A 24,203-nucleotide genomic window follows, 5' to 3' on the forward strand; every position below is an offset into this window, starting at 1 on the left:
ATTTCCCTCCTTAGTTTGGATCTATCATTTTGAAGTAATAATCAGTATAAGACTTATCTATGTCCCCTATACGCCTAAATACATCGCTCAGTGCCATATCGCCCTTGATGAGATATTTAATTTCGCATTCTTTAAAGGCGAAGTTTTCGCCTTCATGGCAATAACCTAGTGCATAGGCAGGAACTCTTTTTAGTTTAAATTCTCTGAATATGAGTGGATGAATCTTGATGATTGCATCTGTGTTTTTAGCCTCTTTTATGGCATCTTGCAAATAGGTTTTAAAATTATCTGGAAAACCATTAAGCACAACAAAGCCTTGCACTTGAACCTTTTTGTCAATAAGCTTTTGAAGTGAATTGCTAAAGCCAGATGCCGCCTTAGCTCCCATACTTGAGGAGGTAAGATAGAAAATAGTAAATACCTTCTTCTGAGACTTAGCTAGGAGCTCTTTTTTCTCCTTATAGACTTGTAGCTGTTTTGGTGTCATTAATTGCTCTCGTATCTCCTGTATAGTTTTTCCTTGAGCAAATCCAAAACTACAAATGCAAGCTGTGAGTAATAGGTATCTTAGCATTTTGTTGCTCCTGCACAGAAGTCTCTTTGTCTCCATATCCAAAAGAAAAAGGCATCTTTGTCCGCTGGAGTGCTTTTAAAATCGTAGTGAAAACGCATCGCTCCAAAACGCTTGGCACTTCCATAGGCAAGTTGAATATAGTATTGAGATTTTAAAAGCATTGGGAACATTTTATCTCCACACATTGTGTCTGGAAGCTCATTGCCTCCTGTGAATGTCATACTCGCATTACTTGTTTTAAACAAACGCAATGTTTCATGTTGCGAAGCAATTTGTCTTAGGGCTATCATTTCGCTGTTTTCTATGGGGTCACCTAATCTAGTCCAGCCTGTATCACTTGAACCCATATTTCCCCTACAACCATCACAAAAATACAAAGAATTAAGCGGATAACCTGCTGTTGCTGAGGTGCAGTCTGCTACACAAGCCATATCAGCCACCATATTTGTGAAAAATGCCCTAGAAGTAGGTTTGGCTGAGTTGGTTGAATTTGATAGGATTTCGTTATTGTAGAGTGGATCTACATCGCTGATATAGTTTGCTGTGATTTCACTATTCCTATCAAAACATACAATATCTGGCAAGGCAGCGGCTATCAAAGCAAGAATAGGGAAAGTTACAATATTGGCTTGGCGGAATCCAGAAGTATCCCCCTCTCCAGCATTCCCTGACATATCAGATCTGCTTGTCCCTCTTTTTGAAAGCACATCACTATCTAATTCCATACCCAAGCCTACAAGGTGCATAGGCTGGTTTGATGATGAGAAACCAAGTAATGGCTCAATAAGTGTCGCTGCGAAACCTACGGGTAATGGACCATCTCCTTTAGGACAAGTGCATACTTTAAAACTGATACTGAGCTTATCTAAGAAAAAAGACCAGTCTGCACTATTCATAAAATCAATCATAGGAGCATTTGAGCCTGTGTGATCTCCAAAGTTATTTCCGTGATCGCTCCCGTCTGTTCCAGTGCTATCTTGTGCTGCTGTCAAAAAAGAAAGGCTAAGGGCTAAAGCAAGTATATATTTCATTTTTTCTCCTTTCTTTTAAGCTTAATTTCTGTGATGTTAAGAGTGTCTTTACTGACTTTAATGATGCTGGGCGTGCATCTAATTTCAAGTTGTTTGGCTAATGTGTCGCTGATAATGTATCTTTCTTTAAAATGGGAAAGCCTCTCATCTCTCATATCTCCATTGGCGACTAAAACCATTGATGGGAGACCTTTTGTTTTTGAATGCTCTATCTCTTCTTTTGCATCAAGATTAATGATATAGTATGAAATACTTGCATTTTTTAGCTTCTTTGATACCATATCACTAGCCTTGGTTCCTTTGGGGATAAAAATATCCCCTTCTGGAATGTCAATATCATATTGTGCTATAGCACTAATGTCTTTCTCTCGTATGTTGTTCTCTTTGCAATAAGGCAAGTTCAATTCGCCTTGAAGTGAGGCTTTAACAGATTCTAAAACCTTATACCGCAGTTTATTGGTATCAATTTTAGCGGCTGCCTTATTCATCTCATCAAGCAAATCTTTTTCAACAATATCATAGGTATTGCCAAATGTTCCCAAGTCCTTATAAGCGGCTTGGGCTAAAGCACAAGAGATAAAAACACAGACAAGGATTTTTTTCATTATTGTTCCTTCCCTTGCTCTTGAGTCTGCGACTCTGTGGCATTTACTTCCTGCTGTGTGTTTTGTGAGTCGCCTGCATTTGTAGTTTCAACTTTATATTCAGGGTTTTGCGCCTGAGTAGCTTTAGCCTTATTTTGTTTGGTCTTAGGTTTTATTCCCTGTTGTTGCACTTGAGCTTGCATTTGTGCTTGTGGTTGCGGTTGAGCTTGTTGTGGTGCAACATTAGCCTGAGCGCTCATTCTAGCGAGCATTTCTTTTCTTGTTTTGATGCCCTGCATAATAATAAACAAAATAGCAATACTTACCAAAGCAACAAGAAATGTTCTTGGGTCAGGTATGCCTATAAAGAGCCCACAAGCAAAATATGTAATTCGCTCTGTAATGCCAAATGTCTTGTGCATAAAGGCTTCTAGTTTTTGCTCTTTATAAGGATCTTCAGGCTGAAATGCCTTTCTTAATATCCAAAGCTGCCATTTTAAGCTAAAGTTAGCCATCTTTTCTTGAAATGTGTTTTGAAATGGTTTCATTTTTTCTCCTTTTGTTTTGCCTCATATTTTTCTTTGTAGAACCCATTTTTGTGTATCAACAACTCCTTGGCAATTCGCTTAGAATAATCAGGGTTGTTGGCACATTTTTTCTCTGCGATTCTTAAAATTTTGAGTGCTTGCTTTTCGTTATAGGAAATATCTGCAATTCCTTCAGAAAAATACTTCGCACTCTCAACATAGCCAAAGCAATTTCCATCTTTTGCTAAGGCAGCCACATTATTGAAGTATTCAAGCTGTCCCTTAAGGTTGTAAGTATCTCCATAGTTTTTATGGACATACGCAGCCATAAAACCAGCCGCCTTGTTGCCTTCCTCTATGTAACTTTTCAAAAATGTTTTTCTCACCTTTTCAAAGTCTGGAAAGGCAACTTGCTTGCTCACCCTTTTGCCATTTTCCCTGTATGTGAATTTTTCAGGCTTGTGTTTGTCTGCGTTGTAATACAGGGATAAGGCTTCTTGATAAAGTGGTGTTTGCTGTATATTTTTGCTTGCACCATCTGGCAGAGAAGCAATATAGAAGTGCTCAAATCCATAAAGCTTTTTTGGCTTTTGTTTTTGAGGCACACTCGCAAAAAGCCCGCAAACACTTACAATAATAGCTATGGGCATTAATATTTTTTTCATCAAAGCTCCTCGTTGCTTGCAACTCTAACATTCACCTTGAATCTCAAGGTTTTTTCAGCTTTGGGTGAAACCTTGTTTTCTGCGGCGACTTGCTGTTGTTGCTGTTTTGTGTTTTGCTTTTTGGCTACATATTGCTTTAGTCTATTCTGGTAAGCCTCATTATGCTTTTTTGTGCTTGAATGATAGCTAGCCAGACTTTCCCAGCTCCAACCCTTTGTGTTTTTGATTTCAGTAAGAATTTCACACGCTTTTTGTTTGCTTTCTTCTAGCGTGAAATATACGCTGGAATCATATTGAAAAAACATTGGGTTGATTTGGAAAGGACCCAAATCAATATTAGTAACCTTAAGCTGTTTTAATTCATCATAAACAGAAATGCAATTCTCTAAGCTCGTGCAGTCTATTGTTCGCTTATCAAGGGCAAACCATCGCTCGTCTTTTTTGAGCTTATTCATATCGCTGTTTTTATTAAAACTGATGATATATGGGTAGCCAACTTCACGCTTTGGGTGCCCTTCTATGGCTGCAATAGCTGTGAGCACATCAGAGTGAATTTTGCATTTATATTGCGATGAAAAACCCAATGTTACCAAAGAGGCAAGACAAATTCCAATGAGCACTACTTTATTCATTTATTGCCTTAATGCAGCTGTTCTTTTGAGAGAATCTGAGTTCTTGCAGAAATTTACAACGCTAGGTTCTGGATTCTCGTGGAAGCAGGCTTTGCTAAGGTAGAAATTCGCCATATTTATATCCTTAAGCTTCAAGTAATTGAAAGCAAGATAAAGTTGTGAAAGAGAATTGCTAGCGACACTATCACTCATATTAAGAGCCTGAATGCTTCCTTTCATATCATCGTGCAAAAAAAGATAGATGCCTAGGATTATGCTGTTGAGCTTTGTAACCTCTTGGTATCGTATTTCTTTGTTTTGTGTGCCTGCTAAAAAGTAATCTTTAGCTTGTATGCCTCCAGCGCTATTAAGTATTTTAATAAGCTCAGGAGAAATACTTTTGGGTGCTTTTTCATAATTCCAAGCAAGCATACCTAGCTTGTATGCTGCAATGGGGTTTTTGTTTTGCTGATACAAACGAGCATGAACACTCAAAGCTCTAGGCAAATCTTGTGGTATTTCTGCAGAGCCAGTTTCAAAGGTCATAGCCTCTACAAGCTCTGCATCTCCGCCAACATTCTTACGAACATCTGAGAATATCTTTTCCATTTCATCAAGCGAGACAACCTCATCTTGCGAAAATGCTCCAAGACAAAGAATAGAGGTGAAGGCGATAGCTTTTAGGATTCTCATTATTTGCCGCCTTTTGTCTTTTTCTCTTTTGCATCCAACTTGTTGCGTAATTCTTGCAAGTGTTTGTCAGCAGCCTTAAATATGTTCTTATACTCATGATTTGTTTTCATAAGCCCCATCATTGTCTTGTCAAGCTCTTGAACATAAGCTTCAAGTATGCTCCTTATTTCTCTTGCCCTTGCGCCTCCAATGCTTTTGTTTCCAACCAAAGAAGTGCCTGTAGTGACATTGGCTACAATATAATCCAAGAAATATTTGGCTGCATAATAAGCATTTAGATTGGCTAGTAAATTTGCAAGATCATCTGCCTGTTTTTTATATTGATTTCTCTCGCTTTGCGGTAATGTATGATTTTTAGACATTGCATCAAGCGCAACAATAGTGTTTCTAAACTCCATTCCACTTGGAACAACAAGAGCCAAACTTCCATTATTGCAAGATACAGAAGGGCTGGTGTTGCTAGCATCCCTAAAACATTTTACAACATTTTTAGATTCTTCTTTTAATCCCTTCCAAGGAATAGAAACTTTTTTTTCAAAAGATGCTGTTGCAAGAAATGTATAAAGCTTTTTAGAATTTTTAGCCATAGCAGCAATAACCTGCGTAGATAAAAGTTCCACATCTTTTTGTCCCTTTCCTCCATTCAGTAGTTGGTCTAAAAGCTCTTTTGGCGATGTCGGAGATTCTGTTTGTCTAGAATCTCCTCCAAAAAGTTTCTCCAACCCATCAAATTGTCCTTCTTTCCCTTGTTTATTTTCCCAAGAAGTTTTCTTGGTATATGTCAAGAAAGCCTCATCCTCTTTTTTGTCAAGCTGACCTTTCGCTAAAAGTCTTATCATGGATTGACCAAAATTTCTGCCTTGACCATATCCTGCAGTAATAAATTCAAAAAAATCATTGCTAGGACCATCTGGAAGCCCAAAAATATTGACGGCAAAGAGATAGAGTATTTCTGCATTTGATTTGCCTTCAACTTTCAGTTTGGTGTCAAAACCATATTGCCCATCCTGCATCTTAGCTTCTTTTAAGTATTCTGGCGCAAGAATGGAAGTGAAATCATATATTCTGAAAGCTTGTCCAAAATTAACAGAAGCATCTTGTTGGTTTTTCTCTTTATTTGCCCCCCAACTATCTGGATTAGTAAGAGTGCCTTGAACAGAGTTTTCGAATTCATCCGCACCCGCATTTAGCATATTGTCAAACGCATCTATACTGCTTTGCAATCCCCATCCAGTCTTACCATGAGCTTTTTCAAAGCCCCATTTACCAACACTTTGCCCAAAATTACAAGCATTTGCCAAGAAACCTTGAATAGTTTGAAGCATTCGCTTAATTCCAGAAAATACATGTTCTATGCTAGGCATAGAATTAACAAGTGCTATAAATAGACCATACACAATGGCACCAGAAGCATTGCCTAATTGCTCTCCTATATCTTCAAGCCCAAGAGCTTTAACAAATCCACCTTCTAGTGTTATGGCATTGCAACTTGCAGATGCTTTTGGCTCTTGCATTTGCAACCAAGGCTCATAGACAGCAGAAGTTGCATCAATTTTAAACTCAATGCTTCCTCCATAAACACCGCCCTGTCCATCAGAAGAGGGGGTTGTAATATTTGAAAAATTAGCACCAGCATCCCCTTTGCTTGCAAAATCATTAAGTTGCCCCAACGGAGAATTTCCCCAACCTTTTGCAAAACCATCTCCAAACCCCGCATACAATGTGTTGCCTAAAAGACACACCGATAAGACTATAGCTACCTTTTTCATTTTTGCATTTCCTCCTCTATAAGTTTCTTCAATTCTGGAGCTCTTTGTTTTGCTTCTTCATCGTTTAAAAAGTGCCTGCTATTTATTTGTTTTAAAATACCTTCAGCAGATTGTTTTTGAGCGTGTGTTCCAGCTAATTCTTCTGGTTTAATAACACCAAACAAAATCATTGAACGAGTCATCATATTGATAATATCTTTAGGTCTGTCTCTTCCTATACCTATAACTTGATTGAAAGATTTTTGGTTGCTGACATTTCTGTATCTGAATATATACATAGGTGTCATATAAGTATCAATCTTGTCGTTCTTAAAGCTATTTGGCGAAATAACTTTATCAGTATTTGGAATGTTTCTCCACAAGTCACTTGCATCTTGTCCCAAGGCTTTTTCGTGCAAGTTATTGAATCTATTAAGAGCTTCTTGGCTTTCAAACACAAATCTTGTTTTAACGCCCATAGATTTGATTTCATCATAAACTTCTCTAAGTAGCACAATATTTTCAATATCATAGCCGTAATTTTTACCCATAAGGATTGCAACTTCCATATTTGGCGAGTGCTGCTTGAGTTTTTCTTTTACCATCTTCTTTCTTTCATCTTGTCCTTGCCCGTCTTCCATTGTAAGATGAGGTGGTGTTGCTGCAAAAGGATAACGAGTATTCTTAGCTGCGGCTTCAAGTGAGTATCCAGCATTAAACACATGGTTTAGGTATTTTGATTGCCACTTGTAATATGCAAGGGCATTTTCAACGGTAGGATTCTCAAGCCATTTTCTCATAACAGGGATTCTTGCACCATCGCCGATGATTGGCATCACAAAACAATCTTCTGATGAATTAGACAGGCATTTTTTGCCATTAACCTCAACCATTCGCGGTAAATCATGCACGACTTTCATTATCTCTAACATTTCCATCTGTATTCTATTAGCTATTTTTTGTTCTTGCAATATTGCTATGAGTAAATCTTTTTCAGTTGCTTTTGGGTTTATTTGTTGAGGTTGGTTTTGTGGTTGCTTTGATTCATCATCATATTTTAACCAACCCCTTCCATATTCTTGTTGTTGTGATTTTTGCCCTTGCTGTTGCATTTGTGTAGGCACACTTGTAGGTGCTGCATACAAAATTGCACACAGGGATAAACTCACACAAAGTATTTTTTTAGGCATAGTTAATCCTTTTCCTTTGGTGTATTGTCTGACAATTTATTATAGAGGGCTTCTTGATACGCATAGGCATCGCCATAATTCTCTACAAACTGATTAATTTTCTTTAGTCCAAAATCTATCTCTGCGAACAGCTTATCCATTAAAGACAATAAGTCTGGCGTGAAAGGAATATTTTTTACATCCCATAACAGAATATTGTTTTCAACTTGCTCTAATACTTTATTAGAGTGTTCATACAGGTTTATAATAGATTGCAAGGCATCAAAAGCTTGCTGTGCTTCTTGCTGAAAAGCAAGACAATATTGTATATTATCATTGTAAATACTATGGGAGTAAGTGATTTGAAACTGAATGAATTTAAAGCATTTCGCATCCCAACGAGAAAAAGCCTCCTTGTAGAATCGTTCAATCTCTAGCAGCCTAGCCCTTATAGCATTTTCATCTCCAAAAATTACTCTTGTTACAACTCCAAACAATCTGTTTCGCTCATTATAATCCGTCCAGCTCATGTGCTTCAGCAAAAGCAAATCAGAATAGTCCAAATATTTTCTATCATTAAGCACAGCACTTACACGCAAAGCTCTTACGATAAAATCAGGTCCAAACTTTCTGTCACTTGCCTTAATGTTATTTCTGCTGATTTCTGATTTTAATCTCAAATAGCAATCCACAATCTCTTCGCCTATTTCAACTTCTTCTGCCATTTCTTGGGCTTTTTGTATGTCAGCCATTGTGAATGTTTCGCCCATAGTCTTTGTTCTATCAAAGACACCGCGCACATAGTTTTTCATATTAGATTCTTCTTGGATACGCTGAACTTCATACCACACTAAAATTCTGTCCGAAAAAGGCTCAATCTTTTCGCCAAATGGCAATTCGTTTGATGCTGAGAACAAAGAATTAAGTGGCACAGGGATACCTTTACCCCCTATAGTCCATCTTCTTTCATTTAAAAGTGCAAGCAAGGCTACAAGCAACTCGTCTGTTGCTTTAAACATTTCATCAAAGAATATAAAAGGATGCACAAGAAGCGTTTGTTCTTTGGGGGTATCCTCTGTTCCCACAAGCTGCTTTTCTTGCGTTTCTTTTGTCATAAGAATTTCCCAGTAAGAAGCATCACTTATTGTTTTGCTGATAGTTTGAATCGCATAGGTTTTTCCAACACCGGGCTTCCCTATAAGAAACATGTGATGTCTTGCAAAGATGCAGAGCATAGTGAGGCGTATAAGCTCTTCTCTTTCAATGAGCTTACCCTCTAATACTTTGATGACATTAGCTACCTTTTCTTTAAACATTTAGAAGCCTTGCACTTGGATTTTCTTGTTAAGCTCTAGCAATCGTGCAAACATCCTTTCTGTATCTATCTCATCCATAACAATCAAGCCTTCATTTGGATCTAAATCTGGCACATAGGCAAATGAGATTTGATACCTTCTGTGCAGGTTTTTCAAAAAGCCTTCTGCTGGTCTTAGATTGGATATAGACTTGCTTGAGAGAATGCTTTGTGTGTTAGAAGAGAAGTTAATACGAGCCTCTCCCCCTCCATGCACGATATTGGTGTTGGTTACTGAAGTTTCCCCAAACATATCGTGTATCTTTCTAATAGAGTCTGTTTCGTTCATCTTAAAGACAAAATATGTGTTAAGAGAATCTTGAGACACCTTAGCTAAGGTTGTGCCTAGCCTTGCTTCTAAGTCTGCAAGAGATTGCGTATAAATAAAGAGTGTCATACCCAAACCTGCCATTTTATTAAGCACAGCTTCTATCCCTTGATACAATGAGCTTTCCCCTTCATCTAAATGCACATAGAGTCTTCTTTTGTTGATTTCACGCCCCGTAACTGAAGTTGTAGCATAGACAGATTCAAGCATCTTCATAAAGATTTTATTGACATTATCAGCTACCTTTTTAAATCTTAAAGGTGAAGGGTGTATAAGAATAGCAAACCCCCTTTCAGAGTTGGCAAGCCTTGAAAGAAGTGGGTTAATACGCACCGTGCAGAACATTGAGCCTAAGAATCCATTTGCCACATCGGACAAGAAATTCACAAGCGAAACTGAGATTTTTGAGTGATGTTCTTTTGGTATCTCAAAGACCGTCTGTAAAAGCATCATAGCTTCAGTTTTCATTAGAGATAGCTCAGGTGTTCCAGCGATCGTGCTTTCAACCGTGCCTTTAAGTGCTGAAAGGTTTTCGTGCAAACAATAATGGAGCAAGTCTTTAAAAGTAACAAGTGTGCGGTTAAACATATTTTGTTTGCCAAGCTCCACATAGGACATATCTGCTGAAAATCGTTCAGCCACATCAGGGTTAGCTATGCTATTTTCAACATCAAAGCTTAAAAGCTCTTTGCCTCGCAAGTGCTTAATCTTAATATATTTTTCTTGCTCATATCTTTCTTTTTTTGCCACACCTTCCCCTGTTGGATCCATTGCTTTTTCAAGGAAGTTCAGCGAATAGAGTATGGTTTTTAGAATAGTAAAGGTATAGCCAGAATAAAAGGCATTGTCACCCTGTGTGTTTGGATAAAGGATAGTGGCAACAAGGTTGGCAATATCATCATCACCTAGTCCATAGATAGGATTAAAATATTCTGTCGCATTAGGAAACACTGGATTTATATAAATCAAATCTGTTTCTCTGCCAGCTTCTCTTAGGAAATTCACTACTTGATTTAAAATTTCTTGATCTATACCACCTTTTGGGTCGTTAATAATAACATTATCTCCATGGAGAAGGTTCTGTCGTATGATATTAAGCATAAGCTTTGTTTTACCCATACGAGTTGTCCCATAAACAATCGCGTGGTTTATAAAGTCTCTCCAAGGCAAGACAATGGTGTGTTTATCAAATGTCTCAAGATTAATGCCTATACCCAAATACAAGCCGTCCTTGATATTCTTGTTGATAAACTTTGTTTCAAGCTCATACTTCTTGTTGAATAGAGAATTGATTTTTTTGTTAATCTTGTCCTCTTGCCACCTAGAAAGATGTCCTTTATCTTTCTTTGTGATAAGCTCTTTCCTTGCACTTTTGATTTCCTTATCGTTATTGATGATTTTTTCTTTCAGTGGTGTAAAAAACATTAGAAATTCTCCTCTTCTTGCATTTGAAATTGATAACCTTGTCCTGCAAAGTTTTCTAACATATTGTTTGGCTCATTAATAAAGCGACCTTGATAGAAGTTAAACTCAAGCTTTCTCGCTAGATTTAAAAGGCTTCTATTTTCTATATGGGCTGCAAGGATATTGATATTTAAAGCTTTGGCTATAGGCGACATAGCTTTAAGCTCCATAAGCTTATCGTTGTCATTTTGAGCCGCCATAATAAGTTCTCCATCTATTTTAAGCACCGTGGGTTCAATAGCCTTAACAAGACCGGGCGTAAAGTTGTCAAAATTCAAGTGATCTATAGCTATCATAAAACCTGCTTCTCTTGCCTTATTACAAAAATGCACAGAACGCTCTTTGTCTTCCTTGCTTTCAAAAGCAGAAGCTGGAATTTCAAGAATCACATTGTCTGCGTAATCGCCTAGAATGCTGATAAGATTTTTAAGATGTTCGTGGCTAATCTCTTCAATCATCACATTTATTGAGAATACAAAATTCTTTTTAGAGTAGAAGTCTAACGCTTTTTGGATACATTTTCTAGCAAGAAGAGGCATCATATCTTGCTCTAGTGCCACTTCTCCAAAGTCTTTAAAGCCATAAAGTTCGTTTGTCCTAGCATCTCTAATGTAAAGATGCACTTCATAAAATGCTGGTGCTCCACTATCATCAATAATCATTTGAGATTGTGGCTCTACTAAGTCTTGGTTGATAGCGTTCCTAATTTTCTCCATCCAGTATTTGACCGTGGAGCTTCTATCACCTTCCTTAAGCCTTGTAAGCATTGTTGCCTTATCAAGCCCTTCTTTATGGAAACCTAGCATTTTAGTGGCTTCTTGAGGGGTTAAACCAAACTCTTTTTGGAACTCAAGCTTGAGATTTTTGTCTTTTGGATTGGTTGTAAACATTGCCGCTTCCTGTGGGGTTGCTTTCAATAAAAGCACTTCGGAAACCTTATCGTTGTAGATATACATAACCTCAGAATAGTGCGGAGCTCTGTTTTTAACTGAAGTCATTTGTTTTTTTCTAAAATCTCCATACCCAAAGAATAAGCCATTTTCAGCAAAGTTTTGCTCAACCTTAGAAGCATTAAGCTCTAAAATAAACTTATGGGTTGTATTCACCCATACAGCCTTTGAATTGACATTATGTAAAAAGTCTGCAGGGTTTTGTGTAATGACTGTGAGCGAGCCATTATACTTTCTTACACGCCTTGCAAAGTCATCGAGGTATTTTGCAAACATAAAGTTAGCTAGAACAGGAGCAGCCTCATCAATGATAACTGATTTTCTTTGCCCTTTACCATTGCTTGCAGAATCTAAGAACATTTCCTGTGCGGCTCTCTCTAGCATACTCATAAAAACAATAAAATACAATACGCCCTTTGGAGCAAGCTCTTCTAGCTCAATCACACAAAAGTCATTTTTGACATTGATGTTATAAGCCCCATTGTAATATGTGTAAAACTTACCGCCCTCTGTAATATAAGGTTCAAGGGCAAGAATCATATCTTGGATAAGATCAACAATCCTATCGTGTCTTCTTACCTCAGCCTCTTTGGCAAATCCTTTAAGGGCTTCACCAACATCACGCATACCTGCGTCTCTACCTCTACGATAAAATGCTACTTGAATGGCTCCTTCTATAAGAGCTGCCATTTGGGCTTCAGAGCTTTCTTTGGCAACATCATCTTTCATACTTAAATCTCTACCGCACATTGCACCTACAATGATAACCATAGATGAGAAAGCATCTTCTTCTATCATTTCTACATAGCCATTTACAGCAAGCTCTGCCAAAGGGAATACCTCATAAATGGCTTGAATACTTTGTCCCTCAAATCCTTCTATATGCACTTTTTCGGTAACGATGTTTGTAAAGAAATTAAGACATTTGGCATTAGCACTCCCATCAGAATTTTCTTTGGAGAAGTGGATAAATTCACCACCTATTTCATCGCACAATGGCTTATAGCTCTTACCTATATCAAAAATCATACTTCTTACGCCTGCTTGTGCGTTAGAGGCTTGGATAGAGTTTGAAAGGAATGATTTCCCAGTTCCTGAAGGACCGATAATACAAGCATTGTAGTTAGAATCTGAAGCCCATAAATCAAGCCCAACTACTTGTCCGCTTCTGCCCAAGAAACGCAAAATAGGAGAGCCTATACCCTTAAAGCTTCCTATGAGTGGAACAATGGCTGAAATATTGCTTGAGAACATAAGGTTGTATCGGTTAAGATAATTCTTTGTTTCCAAATCAAACTGAAAAGGCATACTCCACAATAAAACCTGCAAAGCAACAATGCCATAGTCTTCTTGTGCGATTTCCCAACCTCCAAAATCAATAGAGGCGAACTTTGTTTTAATACGACCTATGGCATTATCTAGCTTTTCAGGAGAATTTTCAAAGATAGTCAGTGAATACATACCTTCATAAATTGGCTCTTTATCCTCATCAATGTATTGGATAATATTGTGGGATTCCTGCATAGTCTTTTTGATTTTTGGCATAAGCGCATAAGTACCATCAGGAATCTTTTTCTCTGCCGATACATTAGCTCTTGCTCTTTTAAGTATTTTTTCTTTTAGTCTATCAGGGTCATCAATATGCACGGTAAGTGTTGTTAAAAATCTGCAAGGAAGCGGGTTTTGAAATTCCCCTTCTAAGTCAAAGAAAGCATTTTGCACATCAAGGGGTGTGGTATGCTTTGGAAACTTGTCTGTGGTAAGCACTTTAGCATAAGTCTTTTCTCCTATGTGGATAATACTATTTTCGTTATTTACCCTTACTCTAGCCCCTTTAACAAGTTGCACATTCATTCTTTGGTGCGGATCATAATCTTTAAGTTTGAAATCCTCTTTAAAAATTTCGCCATAAAGAGATACCACAAGTTTTGGGCTTAATGGTTCTGGGCTCAAATCTGTTAAAACCCCTTGTATTTGTCCATAAATGCTTCTTATTTTGGCGATTGAAGTGTCTTTAGGGAAAATCACCGTCATAAAAGAGATGAGGTTTCTTGCCCTAAAATCAGCCCCATTATCAAGCATTGAGCTTTTCGCCCATTTTTTCATCTTTTGGATTCTATCATCACGCATCATTTTTAGGCTAGAAGCATTTAGGACATTAATGTCTTCTTGGGTATTAGCTTCAATAGCCTCAAGATATTCGCTGATATTATCAGAAGCATAGGTGCTTATTTGCACGGCAACATTTTTTATATCAATGGTTTTAAAGGCAGACTTAATAAGCTTGATTGTGCTGTCTCCTACATGTGGAGGAGGTGTAATTTTGAAGCCTATAGCCCTTCTCCCAGTGCAAAGATTATAAATTCCAAAATCATCACTTTTTTGCTCGTAAGAATGAAGGAGTATCATTTTAGACAAGGTGCTCGTGTCGTTGAGCGCCTTAATAACGCTTTTTGTTAAGCCACCTTGTTGCTCGTGCCATTCATCTGGTAAAAGCCAGTCCCAAAACTGCTTGAGATAAGGCATAATCTTTTGTAGTCGTTTTGGTTGTTTAACATAAAAGAATAAAGCAACAATAGCGACAATGAGAACTAAATAGAACATTTATCTTCCCCTTCTTACTTGATTTCGCTCTCTGGCAATCCACATTGACATTTTTTCATTTGTGCCTCTAGTTTTTTAAGTCTTTCCCAAATTTCATTCGAACCAGTGTTTCCTAAGCCACCATTTGCCATAAGAGCATTAGCCCTATCAGTGATGTCTTTTATGGATTTAAGCTCGTCTTTGACAAATTTTTGAAACTCTTCAAATTGCTTTTGATTGACATAGGTTTTTGATTTTAAATCATCATTGCCTGTAATGTTTGCATCAGGATCAAGAGCTTTGATTGCAGCTTGCAAATCAGTAATTTCACTTCTTAGCTTTTCTACTTCACTAGAAGAAACACTTTCCCCTGAAGCTGCTCCCGCATCTATGGCTGTATCTCCACCTGCACCTTCTTTATGAAACTCATTAGTAATGCCAAGCTTTTTTTCAATAAGCAAAAGCCTATCTTCTGCTCTTTTCTTATGTTTTAAAAGAATTTGTATGACTTCTTTTAAATCAGAAATAGTCGCAATGTTTTGCGGAGATGCAAAGCCTACTTGAAGGCTTAAAGCCAAAGCTATTGTGATGAGTGCTATTCTTTTCATTTAATGCTCCTTATTTTTTCTTGTTGTTTTTGGATTCTTCTTCTTCATTTTCTTTAAGAATCTTAGCCATAACGCTCCCGTCTGTATTCTTGTAGCTTTCATTGATGAATTTACCGATATTTTCATCATCGCTCAAGTCAGCCCTGTCTATCTCTTCTGGCGAGATGCTAAATGGTAGCTTGCCTAGCTGCGTAGGAATACCTCTATTGCTTCCATTAACCGTTGGCACTGAGCTTCCCGGGATAAAGTCTGGGCGTTCTAGCCATACATAAATATCGTGTCCTGCTATAAGCGTGCCATACTGATCTTTGTAGGGTGCTACCCAAATTGTTGCCACAACACCAAAGTCAATAATTGTCCTTGCGGTATTGTTTCTACTTCCTATAATGGGCTTAAAGCGTGATTGATAAGCCTGTTGATCTACAACCGCTGTTTCATAAATAATCTTGCTCCCACAGCCAGTAAAGAGCAAGATAGATGCGCTTAAGAGTATAATTAGTTGTTTTTGCATGCAATTCCTTTATAAGTTCTTTCTATGGTTTCCTCCCTATTAGAGAGAACCTCAAATGTTGGCTTACAAACACCAGCTTCTCTATAGTTACAGCCATTCTTTTCACAATACCCCTTGCTTGCACCTATAGAGCAAGCACTTAAAACAAGCATTTCAAATCCTAAAATCAAAGCCATTTTCCACATATTAAAAGTCCTCCATAAACGCATTGTTGGTTTCTTGGTAATTGTATTTATCATCACCCATTCCTTCATCATCACTAGAATCGATACCTGCTATACCTTGCCCCTTATACGGAACAAGAGCTATCTTTTCTCCGCCCTTAAACATAAGGGTAACCTCTCTCCCACCTCTTACATTGATGACTGGGTTAAGGTTTTGAAGGTATTTTTCATAAATCTGAATAAGTCTTCCTAGAGTTTGGGAAGCTGCGTTGCTACCACCCGTTCCAAATGAAGCGTTCAGGTTTTGATAGCCAGTTGGCGTTCCTGTTGTTGGGAGCACAACATTTGTAGCACTTCTTGTAATATAATCAAGTGCTGTTTGAACGGCTGCCAAAGGAAGAGAGGCTCTTAAAACCTTGCCTTCTTGTGTGATAAGCACACCTTGCACGCCAAGCTGTCCATTCTCATCTGAAGCCCAACCTTGAACTTGTCCTTCGGCGATAAATTTATCTCCTTCTTTATTAGTAAAGATACAAGAGATTTTATCAAGCCTGATTTGTGCTTTTTGCACTGTCATTTGCCCCACTGCACTTCCTAATACAAGACAATCTTTTGTGTTGGTGTATTCTCCATTAGCAATACTCATTTTACTCATAATGGAAAACATTACAGGGGCATCTTCTTGCCTTCCCATACCTAAAATACTCGCATCAACACCATTAAGCATAATAGCTCTGCTTAGTCCTAGAGCAATATCAAAAGTCAGTTCTTTTGGCTCATTTGGATCTGGATACTCATCATCTGGATCAGGTTCTTTTTGAGTAATATTGAGCTTTAATTTTTTTGTTACAAGAATCTTGTTTTCTGGGGAATCATTTTCAACCTCTTCTAAATCTTGCGTGTCTTCTCCGGGAAAGCCTACTACATCATTTCCTGTAACCTTTTTTGTAGTATCTTTTTTGTCTTTGTCACCATCTGTCTCAGTAGGCGGGGTTTCGCCCTTCTTTTTGGCTTCTTCTAAAGCTAAATCTGATTTTTTATTTGCCTCATCAAAAAGCTCCCCCTGCTTTGCTTGAAGCTCTTCAAATTTCTTTTTAGTTTCTTCGGTGTTTTTACCAAGCATACTCAAGATTTCATCTTTAAACTTTTCAAACGAGCTGTCTTGTCTAGCCACCTTTTCTTCTAAGTCCTTGCTCTTTTTTTGCGTGTATCTATCCACATTCTCAACACGCTCATCAAGAGATTTGATTCTAGAGCTCATATTATCAAGCCCTTTTTTAAGAATATTGCCTAGCTCTTTAATGCCATCTTGCTTTAAGCCTTCTATGGCATCAGAAATCTCTTGAAATTTTTGGCTGTTGGTTTCTTTCATATTTTTCATTTGTTGTTCTGTTTGTTGCTGCCATATTGCAAAGTTATCAACCTTAATATCAACGGTCTGCCTTTCTTCTTTCTTGGCATATTCTTGTTGGCTTTCGCTATAAAGTGTCATTGCTCGCATAATAACAATTATGATGAAAACCACAATGACCGCCACCACAAAGATGCCTATCTTTTTGTTTCTTATTTGTTTGTAGCGTTCCTTAATCTTGTCTCTTGAATCCATATCATCAAAAGCAGAGTTTGTTTTTGCACTTAATCTGTCCTTGATAATGGCGAAGAAACTAGGTTTTTTATTGTTTTCTTCTTGCATTACTTCTCCTTGGGTGCTACCACTGGTGCTGCTATGTTAGGCTGCTCTTGTATTGCTTGGCTTGCCTGCATATATTCTTTTTCAGTGCCTCTTGTATCAAATACTATCACAAAGATAATGCTTAATGCAAATGCCACAACTGCAATGATAAGCTGTTTTTTTAGCGTATTCATTTCTGCTCCTTTCCTCTGGTGTGTTACTCAATTAGGGATATTTTCTCTTCAATATCTCTAATTTGTTGAAAATCAAAGGCATATTGCTCTGGTAGCTCCATTTTCTTCTTGGCTCTTGTAAGGGCAACATATAAAAGATTAAGCTCTTCTCTAGAAACTTCAAATGGACAGCCTTTATGATCGTCCATAATCTTCAACAAATCAATAAAATCATTTTCTATTTGCACAAAATCCCACTCTAAACCTTTGCTTTTATGAGCTGAAGTAATAATACAATCAGCATCTTTAATGGGATAATGTTTTATGTCCCTCACAACAGCAAAGAGATTTTGTGTTTTTGCATACTTGTAGAAAATCATCAATCTTGTTTTTGCTTCCACATCAGAACATTCTTTGATATATTCCCTTAATTCTTTTGCATCTTGAAATTTTGAATAGAAGTTGTTTCTGATAAACTTTCTAGTCTCTGGATTTCTTGAATGCAACAAGGCAATATCTAGTATATCTGAAAAATTATACCCCTTGATTCCTCCGATAAAATGAAATTTTACCTCTGGATTAGATACGACATAGTCAAATACTTTCGCATTTGTCCTGCAGATTATACATTGCTTGTTTCCACTTTTTGGTAACAAATTCTCATCGAACTCCACATCTTGTCCTACAAGGGGCTTACTAGCTCCTAATAAATACAAAAATGGGTTTGCACGATCCACAATGTAGTTGGGGCAACGAAATGTTCGTGTGAGGTAAAAAATTCTTGCATCTTTATGGTCTTTTAGCATATCAAGAGCGTTGATACACTCTCTAAAACCATAGATTTTTTGATATGTGTCCCCTATATAGACCTGTTTGCTTTTTTGCGTGGATACTATATCAAACATAACCGGGTTTAAATCTTGTGCCTCATCAACAAGAATATACTCGTATTCGCTCAAATCTGGCGAATCAAGCTGATACATTTTAAGATAGAAATCATGTTCAAACGGGAGGTCATCATCTGTGAGAATGTCACTCCACAACTTAGGTAACAAAAAGGATATTTGCTTTTCATCGCTGTTGCAGCTCGCTAGGGCTTCTTCTATCGTCATGTTTGAGTTGATAAATTTCCTAAAAAGCTTCATTAGCATATTGGCAAAGATACCCTGATACTTGTTCCCCTCAAAATACGCAAAAAGATCCTTTGGAGTTAGACTACTATTAGAAAGTCTGCTCCTGTATGGATGTATCTTTTCTTTGAGAGAACGCAGAGCGAGGGAATGTATGGTTACACAATTTACATTCTCAAGAGAGCTAAACTTCTTTGTTGCTTCCTTAGCCATAGATGAATTGTATGCTAGATACAAGATTTTAGATTCTGCTCTCTTTTTGCAATACTCCACTAAGGTTGAGGTTTTGCCTGTGCCGGCATAGGCATTCACAAGCGTAATTTGGCTTTGGCTCTCAACAATCTCTTTTTGTTCCTCTGTTAAATTCACTCAATCTCCATAATATGTTCTTTTTTTTGTTGTTTAGCTTTTTGAAATACGACAAATCATGATTTTGACCGTCAAAATGGGTTCAAATGGCTTTGTGCGTGGAAGTATTTTACTTTTTTTTTGAAAAAATCACATTTCAAAAAGCTAAACCAAGCCCGTAGGCTTAGTTCACAGGCTTAGAATGGAAGCTCATCTTCTTCCTTATTTTCTGCCTGAGGGGCTGGAGATTGTTGTGGTTGTTGCATATTTTGTGTAGTTTGAGCCTGTGGATTCATCTCTCCACTTTGCTCTGCAATGCTTGGTGTTGAAAAAATATCATCTTCTAGCATATTCTCTTCAACAACTTGAGCCTGTGGTTGTGGAAGCTGTTGTGTCTGAGCTTGGGGTTGTGGTTGCAGCTCAGGTTGCATTTGTGGTTGCATACCTGCTGTATCTTGATGAGCTGGAGTCTGAGCTTGGGGTTGGGCTTGTGAGGCTGAATCATCACCAGATTGTCCTTGAGCAGCAGACATAACAGAACCTGCAAGTATATCTCTGGCTTGTTTAAGTGTAGCATATTGGCGTTGCCCATCTTCCTCTATGGCTTGAAGCAATTCACTATACAGCTTAGGATTTAACGCCTTAATTGAGCTATCTGTTCCGACATTAGCCTTAGCTTGATTGATGTTTTGATTAAGCTTGTTAATCTTAGAATCAAGAACGCTTAGTGCTTCGTCTTTAGAGAAAGCAAGCTGCCACGCATTAAGTTGTGCTCCTAATGCCTGCACGCCTTGAAGTTGCTTTTGCATCTTATCTTTTTCTGCTGCGAGGGTAGCTTCAACTTCTTGTGCAACATCCGGGTTTAAGCCAAATTTAGGAGCTATAATTAATCCGCCAACAAATCCTATGCCAAGTGAAAGAGTCATAACTATAGCGATACTTTTTATAGAGCTTGAACCTCTTTTTTTATAAGCTCTAGGCTCATCAGGATACGCAGCATTAGAAAAGCCATTGTTAAAATAGTTTTGTTGAGGTTGTTGCATTTGTTGTTGCATACCTGCATTAATTTCGTTTTGAATGGCTTGCTCGTATGACGAGGCTCCGCCTTGACCTTCAGGCATAGAACCTGCATAATGTCCATTTTGCATATCTTGCCCGTATTCTTGTTGTGTCTTGTTTTTTTTGTTTAACATTTTCTCTCCTTTTGTTTTTCGTATGTTTCAATGTTCTTTTTGAGAACACTCCTTCTTTCTGAAACCGTAGCCATAAAAATAAGGCTAATCAAAAGTATTGGGGCAATTTCCCACAATACACCCTGCATCACTTCCCCCTGAAAAGCATCTTGCTGGTATATGTGAATGTGACTCATAAAAGTATGAACCACAAAGAACAAAGCACCATATATCCAAGCCTCAAGGGCAAGCTCAAGACGAGAGACAAGCTTAATTTGTCTGCCTATCTTATTTCCAAGATTTACCCTGCTTATTCTATCGGCTTCTTTTACTTTGTTTGAATGCTCTGGGTATTTTTTTGCAAAAAATCTACCCAAGAACGATTCATGTGGAGTCAAAGAAATGGATGGCTCTTTTTGCTTTTCTTCAAGAAACAAGCGATCCATATCAACAGATTTTGTTTGTGGGGGTATTGTGCTTCCCCATCTTACCACAGATAGTTTTCTTTGTGTCAAAAACAACAATGGATGAATCCAAATGGCTACAAGTAAAACTCCAACAGAGAATGGTTCCTCCGCTAAATATGCTGCAGTAAATGCAATTATTACAAAATGGCATAGCATCAAAAAAATATTACATATCCTCAATGCTATGCCTAATGAAAGATTTTTCACTAGGCACTCCTTTTGGTATGTTTGTGATTGATAATACAAAAAGCTAAAAGTCGCAAGAACTTTGGTGGTATTATAAGAAAAAAAGCAATATAAAAGCAAACGATGGCAAATCTAAGGCTTTTTGATATTCTGAAAAATAGCTATCGCAAATTCAATATGTTGAAAAAAACATTTTTTTTTCGACATATTCCAAGGATATGGTGAAATTTTTCATTTTTTTCGACATATCACGCACTATACGAAGCACAAAACAATACACATACGAGATATGTGATTGTTAAGGCAAATCTAGAACACATCTAAATTAACAAAAATTAGCTATAATCGGGTTATATTTGGGTTTTTGACCTGTGAAAAAAAGGAGTAGAGCGATGACAAATTACAACACTTACAGCGAGAGAAAACTACAAGGGGAGCTAAATGCCACAAGGATAGCTATCTCAAAGCTTCAAAGCGAAAAGGCAAAACTAGATAAAAAAATAGAAAAGACCACACAAAAGGAAAATGCTATCAAACAAGCACTGATGCAAAGGCTTACGCCAAATGATGAAACTGCTTATGCACTAAAAAATGCGAAAAGTCTGCCAGAATACACAAGCCACGAACAACTACTCAGAGATGTGATGGCTGAAATTGAAGCGGAAAAAGAATGAGAACGATAGATGTTAAAAACACTTACAAGCAGGATTTGAAGCGGGTAATTAAGCAGGGATGGGATGGCAGCAAAATAAACAATGTCATATCTCAACTCTTAAGCGATGATATTTTAGACCCAGCATTGCGAGACCACCCGCTAACTGGCGATTATAAAGACTTTAGAGAATGCCATGTGAAAAGTGATTTAGTAGTCGTGTATAAGCGAACCGCAGAAATTCTAAGCCTTTATCGCATAGGACGCCACCAAGATATTTTCAAAGGCTACTAATCAAAGCATATCACTGAACGACTAGGATGTGCTAAAACGCTCCATCCCCACTTTTTCATTTTTCCCACTTTCCAGTTTCCTTTTTTGTGATAAGATCTAGCAAATTCTGCTACATAGCAGTTTTCCTCAAAACAATACAGAACAAAAGACCATAGGAATATATAGCATTGCAAGCGCATACTCAGATTCTATCTGTGCCTTGACAATTTTCTATATATTCTCATTAATGTTATAAAAATAAGAAAATAAACAAAGGAGTAAAGTATGCCTAAAAAGCTACTTCTAGTCATATTGTCTGCAATTCTAATGCCTGTTGTTGCTTCAGCACAGAGCTTCTTGGTTGATTATTTCCCAGTGCTTGTTTATGGAGACACAGACATTTACAAACAAGTCTTTAACGGCGTAGCTGTTATGTTTAATAACAAAACGACTGTGGGGTTTGTAACAAATGTTGTGGGGATATTAGCATTTATTATGATTGTGTGGAGACTAACCTTCAGGCACGGCTCTGCTGGTGGCGGTGAAACTGGAGCTGCACCTTGGGAGATGTTCTTTAAACAATTTGCATTTCTTTGTATTATTATGTTTGTTTTTCTCAATCCAGCATTCAAATCGACTGTGACAATTAAAGACCAAAGGGCATTTTTTGGACAGCAAACTATTGGTGGTGGGGCGACAATAGTTAAGGTTGATAATGTTCCAACGGTGCTGGCATTTGTGGCATCAGGAACATCATATTTGGGATACGCTCTCGTCAATCTTGTAGATACAGCCTTTGCAAACTCTCGGGTCAATGGAACTAGATATAGTGATGTAGGCTTTATGACAAACTTTAGATTCATTGCAAGAACTAGTGGGACAGGATTAGGAGAAGGAGATGCTAATGATCCGGGGATAAAAAAAGAAAGAAATGTTGTCTCAGATCTTAGAACTTTTGTTGAAAAATGTGCGATTCCTTATCAAACACTAACAGGAGATACATTTGATGCCCTTGATTTTGGATTTCCCACGCTAGAAGCTTGGGATCCTAAAAACTGGCTATATTATGATAATGTTAAATTCTTAGAAGCAGCCCCGGGAATGGGATGTAAAGATTTTTATGCGAAGATTATAAATGACTTCAATGGGGTCGCAAATAAGTATGAAAGGAGGTCTATAGAGGCTATGGGTATGAATCCGGGCACAGCAGGACCTGCACTTAAAGCTATGGCAGAATCTGTTTTGGCTGCCCCTAGCAATGTTGCAGGTCCAACCTCAAAAATGAATGGCTACACTCAATATCATCTTAGAGCCTCTCTAGATGGTGTTGTGGCTGCAGCTAGATATGCTGATAGCTTTGGTGTTACGGGAGCTAATGCTGAGGCTATGAATCAAAGTATGCTTTCTGCATCTGCAAAAATGACCGATGTTACTTCTCAGGCTAGATTCCTGTTTTCCGCTCAAACCTTGCCGAAAGCCTTGCATATCCTCATCGCTTTGCTTTATGCCATATTCCCCTTTATGCTTGTAGTTGTGGCAATTCGTGGTTATCCAGAGGGGCTGAAGGTATTATATTACTTTGCTGGCGGTATGCTCTCTATGGAGCTTATAAAAATGTCTTTGGCTCTAGTGCATAACCTTGTGAGTTATCTTACTGCCGTGGATGGCGCCACACTTCTTCATGCAGCTTCTGTAGCTGGAAACAATATAGATTATGACAAAGTAATTCACGGGCACAAATATTATCAATATATGGCAGAACAAGCTACACTTGCTGCTGACATAGGCACAGCTGCAATGTTTATGATTCCTATGGTTATTGCAACAGGACAAGTTAAGCTTCTTGGTTCAGCTTTAGGTGGAGCTGTATCAGCACACGCTCCAAATCAAGGCATACAGGGCTCTCAGGCTGAAATGGCAAAAGCAAATGATGCGGAAAACAGAAATATGGATAGCGTTGTGGCTGGTTATTCTACAGCCGCAGTGATGAAAGGCATAGAAGAAAATAATGCCGCCATTGCTTCTATTTCTAAAATGGATAATTACAATGATTTTAATAAGGGGCAAGTGGGACAACAAATGCAACAAATAGGCTCTACTGCAGGATATGGAAGCGAACTTAATAGCGAAAAAGATTTTCAGAATGTTCTTAGTGGTGGAAAATTCCAAGGGGTGCAATCTGTTTCTAATATGAAATCTCTAGGGCAAGAATTTGAATCAGATCAAAACTTCAAATATGCAGCAGATACAAATGGAAGGGCTTTGGCTAGAACACTTGGTAATGATGCCACAGCAAAAACCATAGGTTCAGCTAGAGGACTTATAGCCGGAGATTTTTTTGATAAAGATGGGAATCTAAGTGGTGGCAGAGAAGGTAATATCTACACCCAAGGCTTAGAGAACCAAGCCCGTATTTCAGCTAACCAAACAGCTGGTATAGGTAAGTTAGGAGAATTTACAAGAGAGCAGATGAATGCTATTCAATATGGGGCTGAAGCTGGAGCATTAGGGCAGATAGCACAGGGTAACGCACTAAGAGCTGTGCACGGCACTGGACAAGCTTTCC

At 37.9% G+C, this 24,203-nt stretch carries 23 protein-coding genes; 3 read left to right on the plus strand and 20 right to left on the minus strand.

Annotation, left to right across the window (positions count from 1 at the left end):
* Positions 1–10: 10 nt before the first annotated feature.
* From LS74_RS08990 to LS74_RS11470, 20 genes are all read right to left on the minus strand, one after another.
* A complete protein-coding gene (locus LS74_RS08990; protein ID WP_034588210.1) occupies positions 11–574 on the minus strand; it encodes a TrbC family F-type conjugative pilus assembly protein in 564 nt (187 codons plus the stop codon).
* Positions 568–1,605, minus strand: coding sequence for a TraU family protein (locus tag LS74_RS08995; RefSeq protein ID WP_034588207.1), 1,038 nt, complete (start codon positions 1,603–1,605; stop codon positions 568–570). Before LS74_RS08995 ends, LS74_RS08990 begins: the two co-directional genes overlap by 7 nt.
* Positions 1,602–2,210 (minus strand): hypothetical protein, encoded by a 609-nt coding sequence (locus LS74_RS09000; protein ID WP_034588205.1) that lies wholly within the window; start codon positions 2,208–2,210, stop codon positions 1,602–1,604. Before LS74_RS09000 ends, LS74_RS08995 begins: the two co-directional genes overlap by 4 nt.
* Positions 2,210–2,737, minus strand: coding sequence for a hypothetical protein (locus tag LS74_RS09005; RefSeq protein ID WP_034588203.1), 528 nt, complete (start codon positions 2,735–2,737; stop codon positions 2,210–2,212). Before LS74_RS09005 ends, LS74_RS09000 begins: the two co-directional genes overlap by 1 nt.
* Positions 2,734–3,381, minus strand: a complete 648-nt coding sequence (locus tag LS74_RS09010) for a hypothetical protein (RefSeq protein WP_034588202.1) — start codon at positions 3,379–3,381, stop codon at positions 2,734–2,736. The genes LS74_RS09005 and LS74_RS09010 overlap by 4 nt, the downstream gene beginning before the upstream one ends.
* Positions 3,381–4,013 (minus strand): lysozyme family protein, encoded by a 633-nt coding sequence (locus LS74_RS09015; protein WP_034588200.1) that lies wholly within the window; start codon positions 4,011–4,013, stop codon positions 3,381–3,383. The genes LS74_RS09010 and LS74_RS09015 overlap by 1 nt, the downstream gene beginning before the upstream one ends.
* Positions 4,014–4,685 carry a hypothetical protein gene (locus LS74_RS09020; RefSeq protein ID WP_034588197.1) on the minus strand — a complete coding sequence of 224 codons (672 nt, stop codon included), beginning with the start codon at positions 4,683–4,685 and terminating at the stop codon, positions 4,014–4,016.
* Positions 4,685–6,454, minus strand: coding sequence for a conjugal transfer protein TraH (locus tag LS74_RS09025; RefSeq protein WP_034588195.1), 1,770 nt, complete (start codon positions 6,452–6,454; stop codon positions 4,685–4,687). Before LS74_RS09025 ends, LS74_RS09020 begins: the two co-directional genes overlap by 1 nt.
* Positions 6,451–7,623, minus strand: a complete 1,173-nt coding sequence (locus LS74_RS09030) for a hypothetical protein (RefSeq protein WP_138129059.1) — start codon at positions 7,621–7,623, stop codon at positions 6,451–6,453. Before LS74_RS09030 ends, LS74_RS09025 begins: the two co-directional genes overlap by 4 nt.
* A gap of 2 nt (positions 7,624–7,625) precedes the next feature.
* Positions 7,626–8,918: an AAA family ATPase gene (locus LS74_RS09035; RefSeq protein ID WP_034586281.1), complete on the minus strand. Its 1,293-nt coding sequence runs from the start codon at positions 8,916–8,918 to the stop codon at positions 7,626–7,628.
* Positions 8,919–10,709 carry a type IV secretory system conjugative DNA transfer family protein gene (locus tag LS74_RS09040; RefSeq protein WP_034586278.1) on the minus strand — a complete coding sequence of 597 codons (1,791 nt, stop codon included), beginning with the start codon at positions 10,707–10,709 and terminating at the stop codon, positions 8,919–8,921.
* Positions 10,709–14,302: a TraG/VirB4 family ATPase gene (locus tag LS74_RS09045; protein ID WP_034586276.1), complete on the minus strand. Its 3,594-nt coding sequence runs from the start codon at positions 14,300–14,302 to the stop codon at positions 10,709–10,711. Before LS74_RS09045 ends, LS74_RS09040 begins: the two co-directional genes overlap by 1 nt.
* Positions 14,303–14,316: 14 nt before the next feature.
* Positions 14,317–14,889, minus strand: a complete 573-nt coding sequence (locus LS74_RS09050) for a hypothetical protein (RefSeq protein ID WP_034586272.1) — start codon at positions 14,887–14,889, stop codon at positions 14,317–14,319.
* Between the two features lie 10 nt (positions 14,890–14,899).
* Complete coding sequence (locus tag LS74_RS09055; protein WP_034586270.1) at positions 14,900–15,400, minus strand: hypothetical protein; 501 nt, start codon at positions 15,398–15,400, stop codon at positions 14,900–14,902.
* Positions 15,385–15,639, minus strand: a complete 255-nt coding sequence (locus LS74_RS09060; protein WP_138129061.1) for a hypothetical protein — start codon at positions 15,637–15,639, stop codon at positions 15,385–15,387. Before LS74_RS09060 ends, LS74_RS09055 begins: the two co-directional genes overlap by 16 nt.
* Positions 15,587–17,257, minus strand: a complete 1,671-nt coding sequence (locus LS74_RS09065; RefSeq protein ID WP_034586264.1) for a TraB/VirB10 family protein — start codon at positions 17,255–17,257, stop codon at positions 15,587–15,589. The genes LS74_RS09060 and LS74_RS09065 overlap by 53 nt, the downstream gene beginning before the upstream one ends.
* Positions 17,257–17,430, minus strand: a complete 174-nt coding sequence (locus LS74_RS10945; protein ID WP_157979039.1) for a hypothetical protein — start codon at positions 17,428–17,430, stop codon at positions 17,257–17,259. Before LS74_RS10945 ends, LS74_RS09065 begins: the two co-directional genes overlap by 1 nt.
* Positions 17,431–17,453: 23 nt before the next feature.
* Positions 17,454–18,908: a UvrD-helicase domain-containing protein gene (locus LS74_RS09070; protein WP_034586262.1), complete on the minus strand. Its 1,455-nt coding sequence runs from the start codon at positions 18,906–18,908 to the stop codon at positions 17,454–17,456.
* Between the two features lie 176 nt (positions 18,909–19,084).
* The gene (locus LS74_RS09075; protein ID WP_034586259.1) at positions 19,085–20,080 is read right to left on the minus strand and encodes a hypothetical protein; all 996 of its coding nucleotides are present in this window, start codon (positions 20,078–20,080) and stop codon (positions 19,085–19,087) included.
* On the minus strand, positions 20,074–20,733 hold the full coding sequence (locus LS74_RS11470) for a hypothetical protein (protein ID WP_236096896.1): 660 nt from the start codon (positions 20,731–20,733) through the stop codon (positions 20,074–20,076). Before LS74_RS11470 ends, LS74_RS09075 begins: the two co-directional genes overlap by 7 nt.
* 371 nt (positions 20,734–21,104) lie before the next feature.
* Here LS74_RS11470 and LS74_RS09090 point away from each other — a divergent pair, with 371 nt between their 5' ends.
* From LS74_RS09090 to LS74_RS11475, 3 genes are all read left to right on the plus strand, one after another.
* Positions 21,105–21,386 (plus strand): hypothetical protein, encoded by a 282-nt coding sequence (locus LS74_RS09090; protein ID WP_034586256.1) that lies wholly within the window; start codon positions 21,105–21,107, stop codon positions 21,384–21,386.
* On the plus strand, positions 21,383–21,658 hold the full coding sequence (locus LS74_RS09095; protein ID WP_034586253.1) for a type II toxin-antitoxin system RelE/ParE family toxin: 276 nt from the start codon (positions 21,383–21,385) through the stop codon (positions 21,656–21,658). The genes LS74_RS09090 and LS74_RS09095 overlap by 4 nt, the downstream gene beginning before the upstream one ends.
* A gap of 264 nt (positions 21,659–21,922) precedes the next feature.
* Positions 21,923–24,203, plus strand: a 2,281-nt coding sequence (locus tag LS74_RS11475) for a conjugal transfer protein TraG N-terminal domain-containing protein (RefSeq protein WP_236096897.1), incomplete at its 3' end; no start/stop codon positions are given.

Origin of the sequence: Helicobacter magdeburgensis (genome assembly GCF_000765825.2) — a bacterium.
Taxonomy (GTDB): Bacteria; Campylobacterota; Campylobacteria; order Campylobacterales; family Helicobacteraceae; genus Helicobacter_C; species Helicobacter_C magdeburgensis.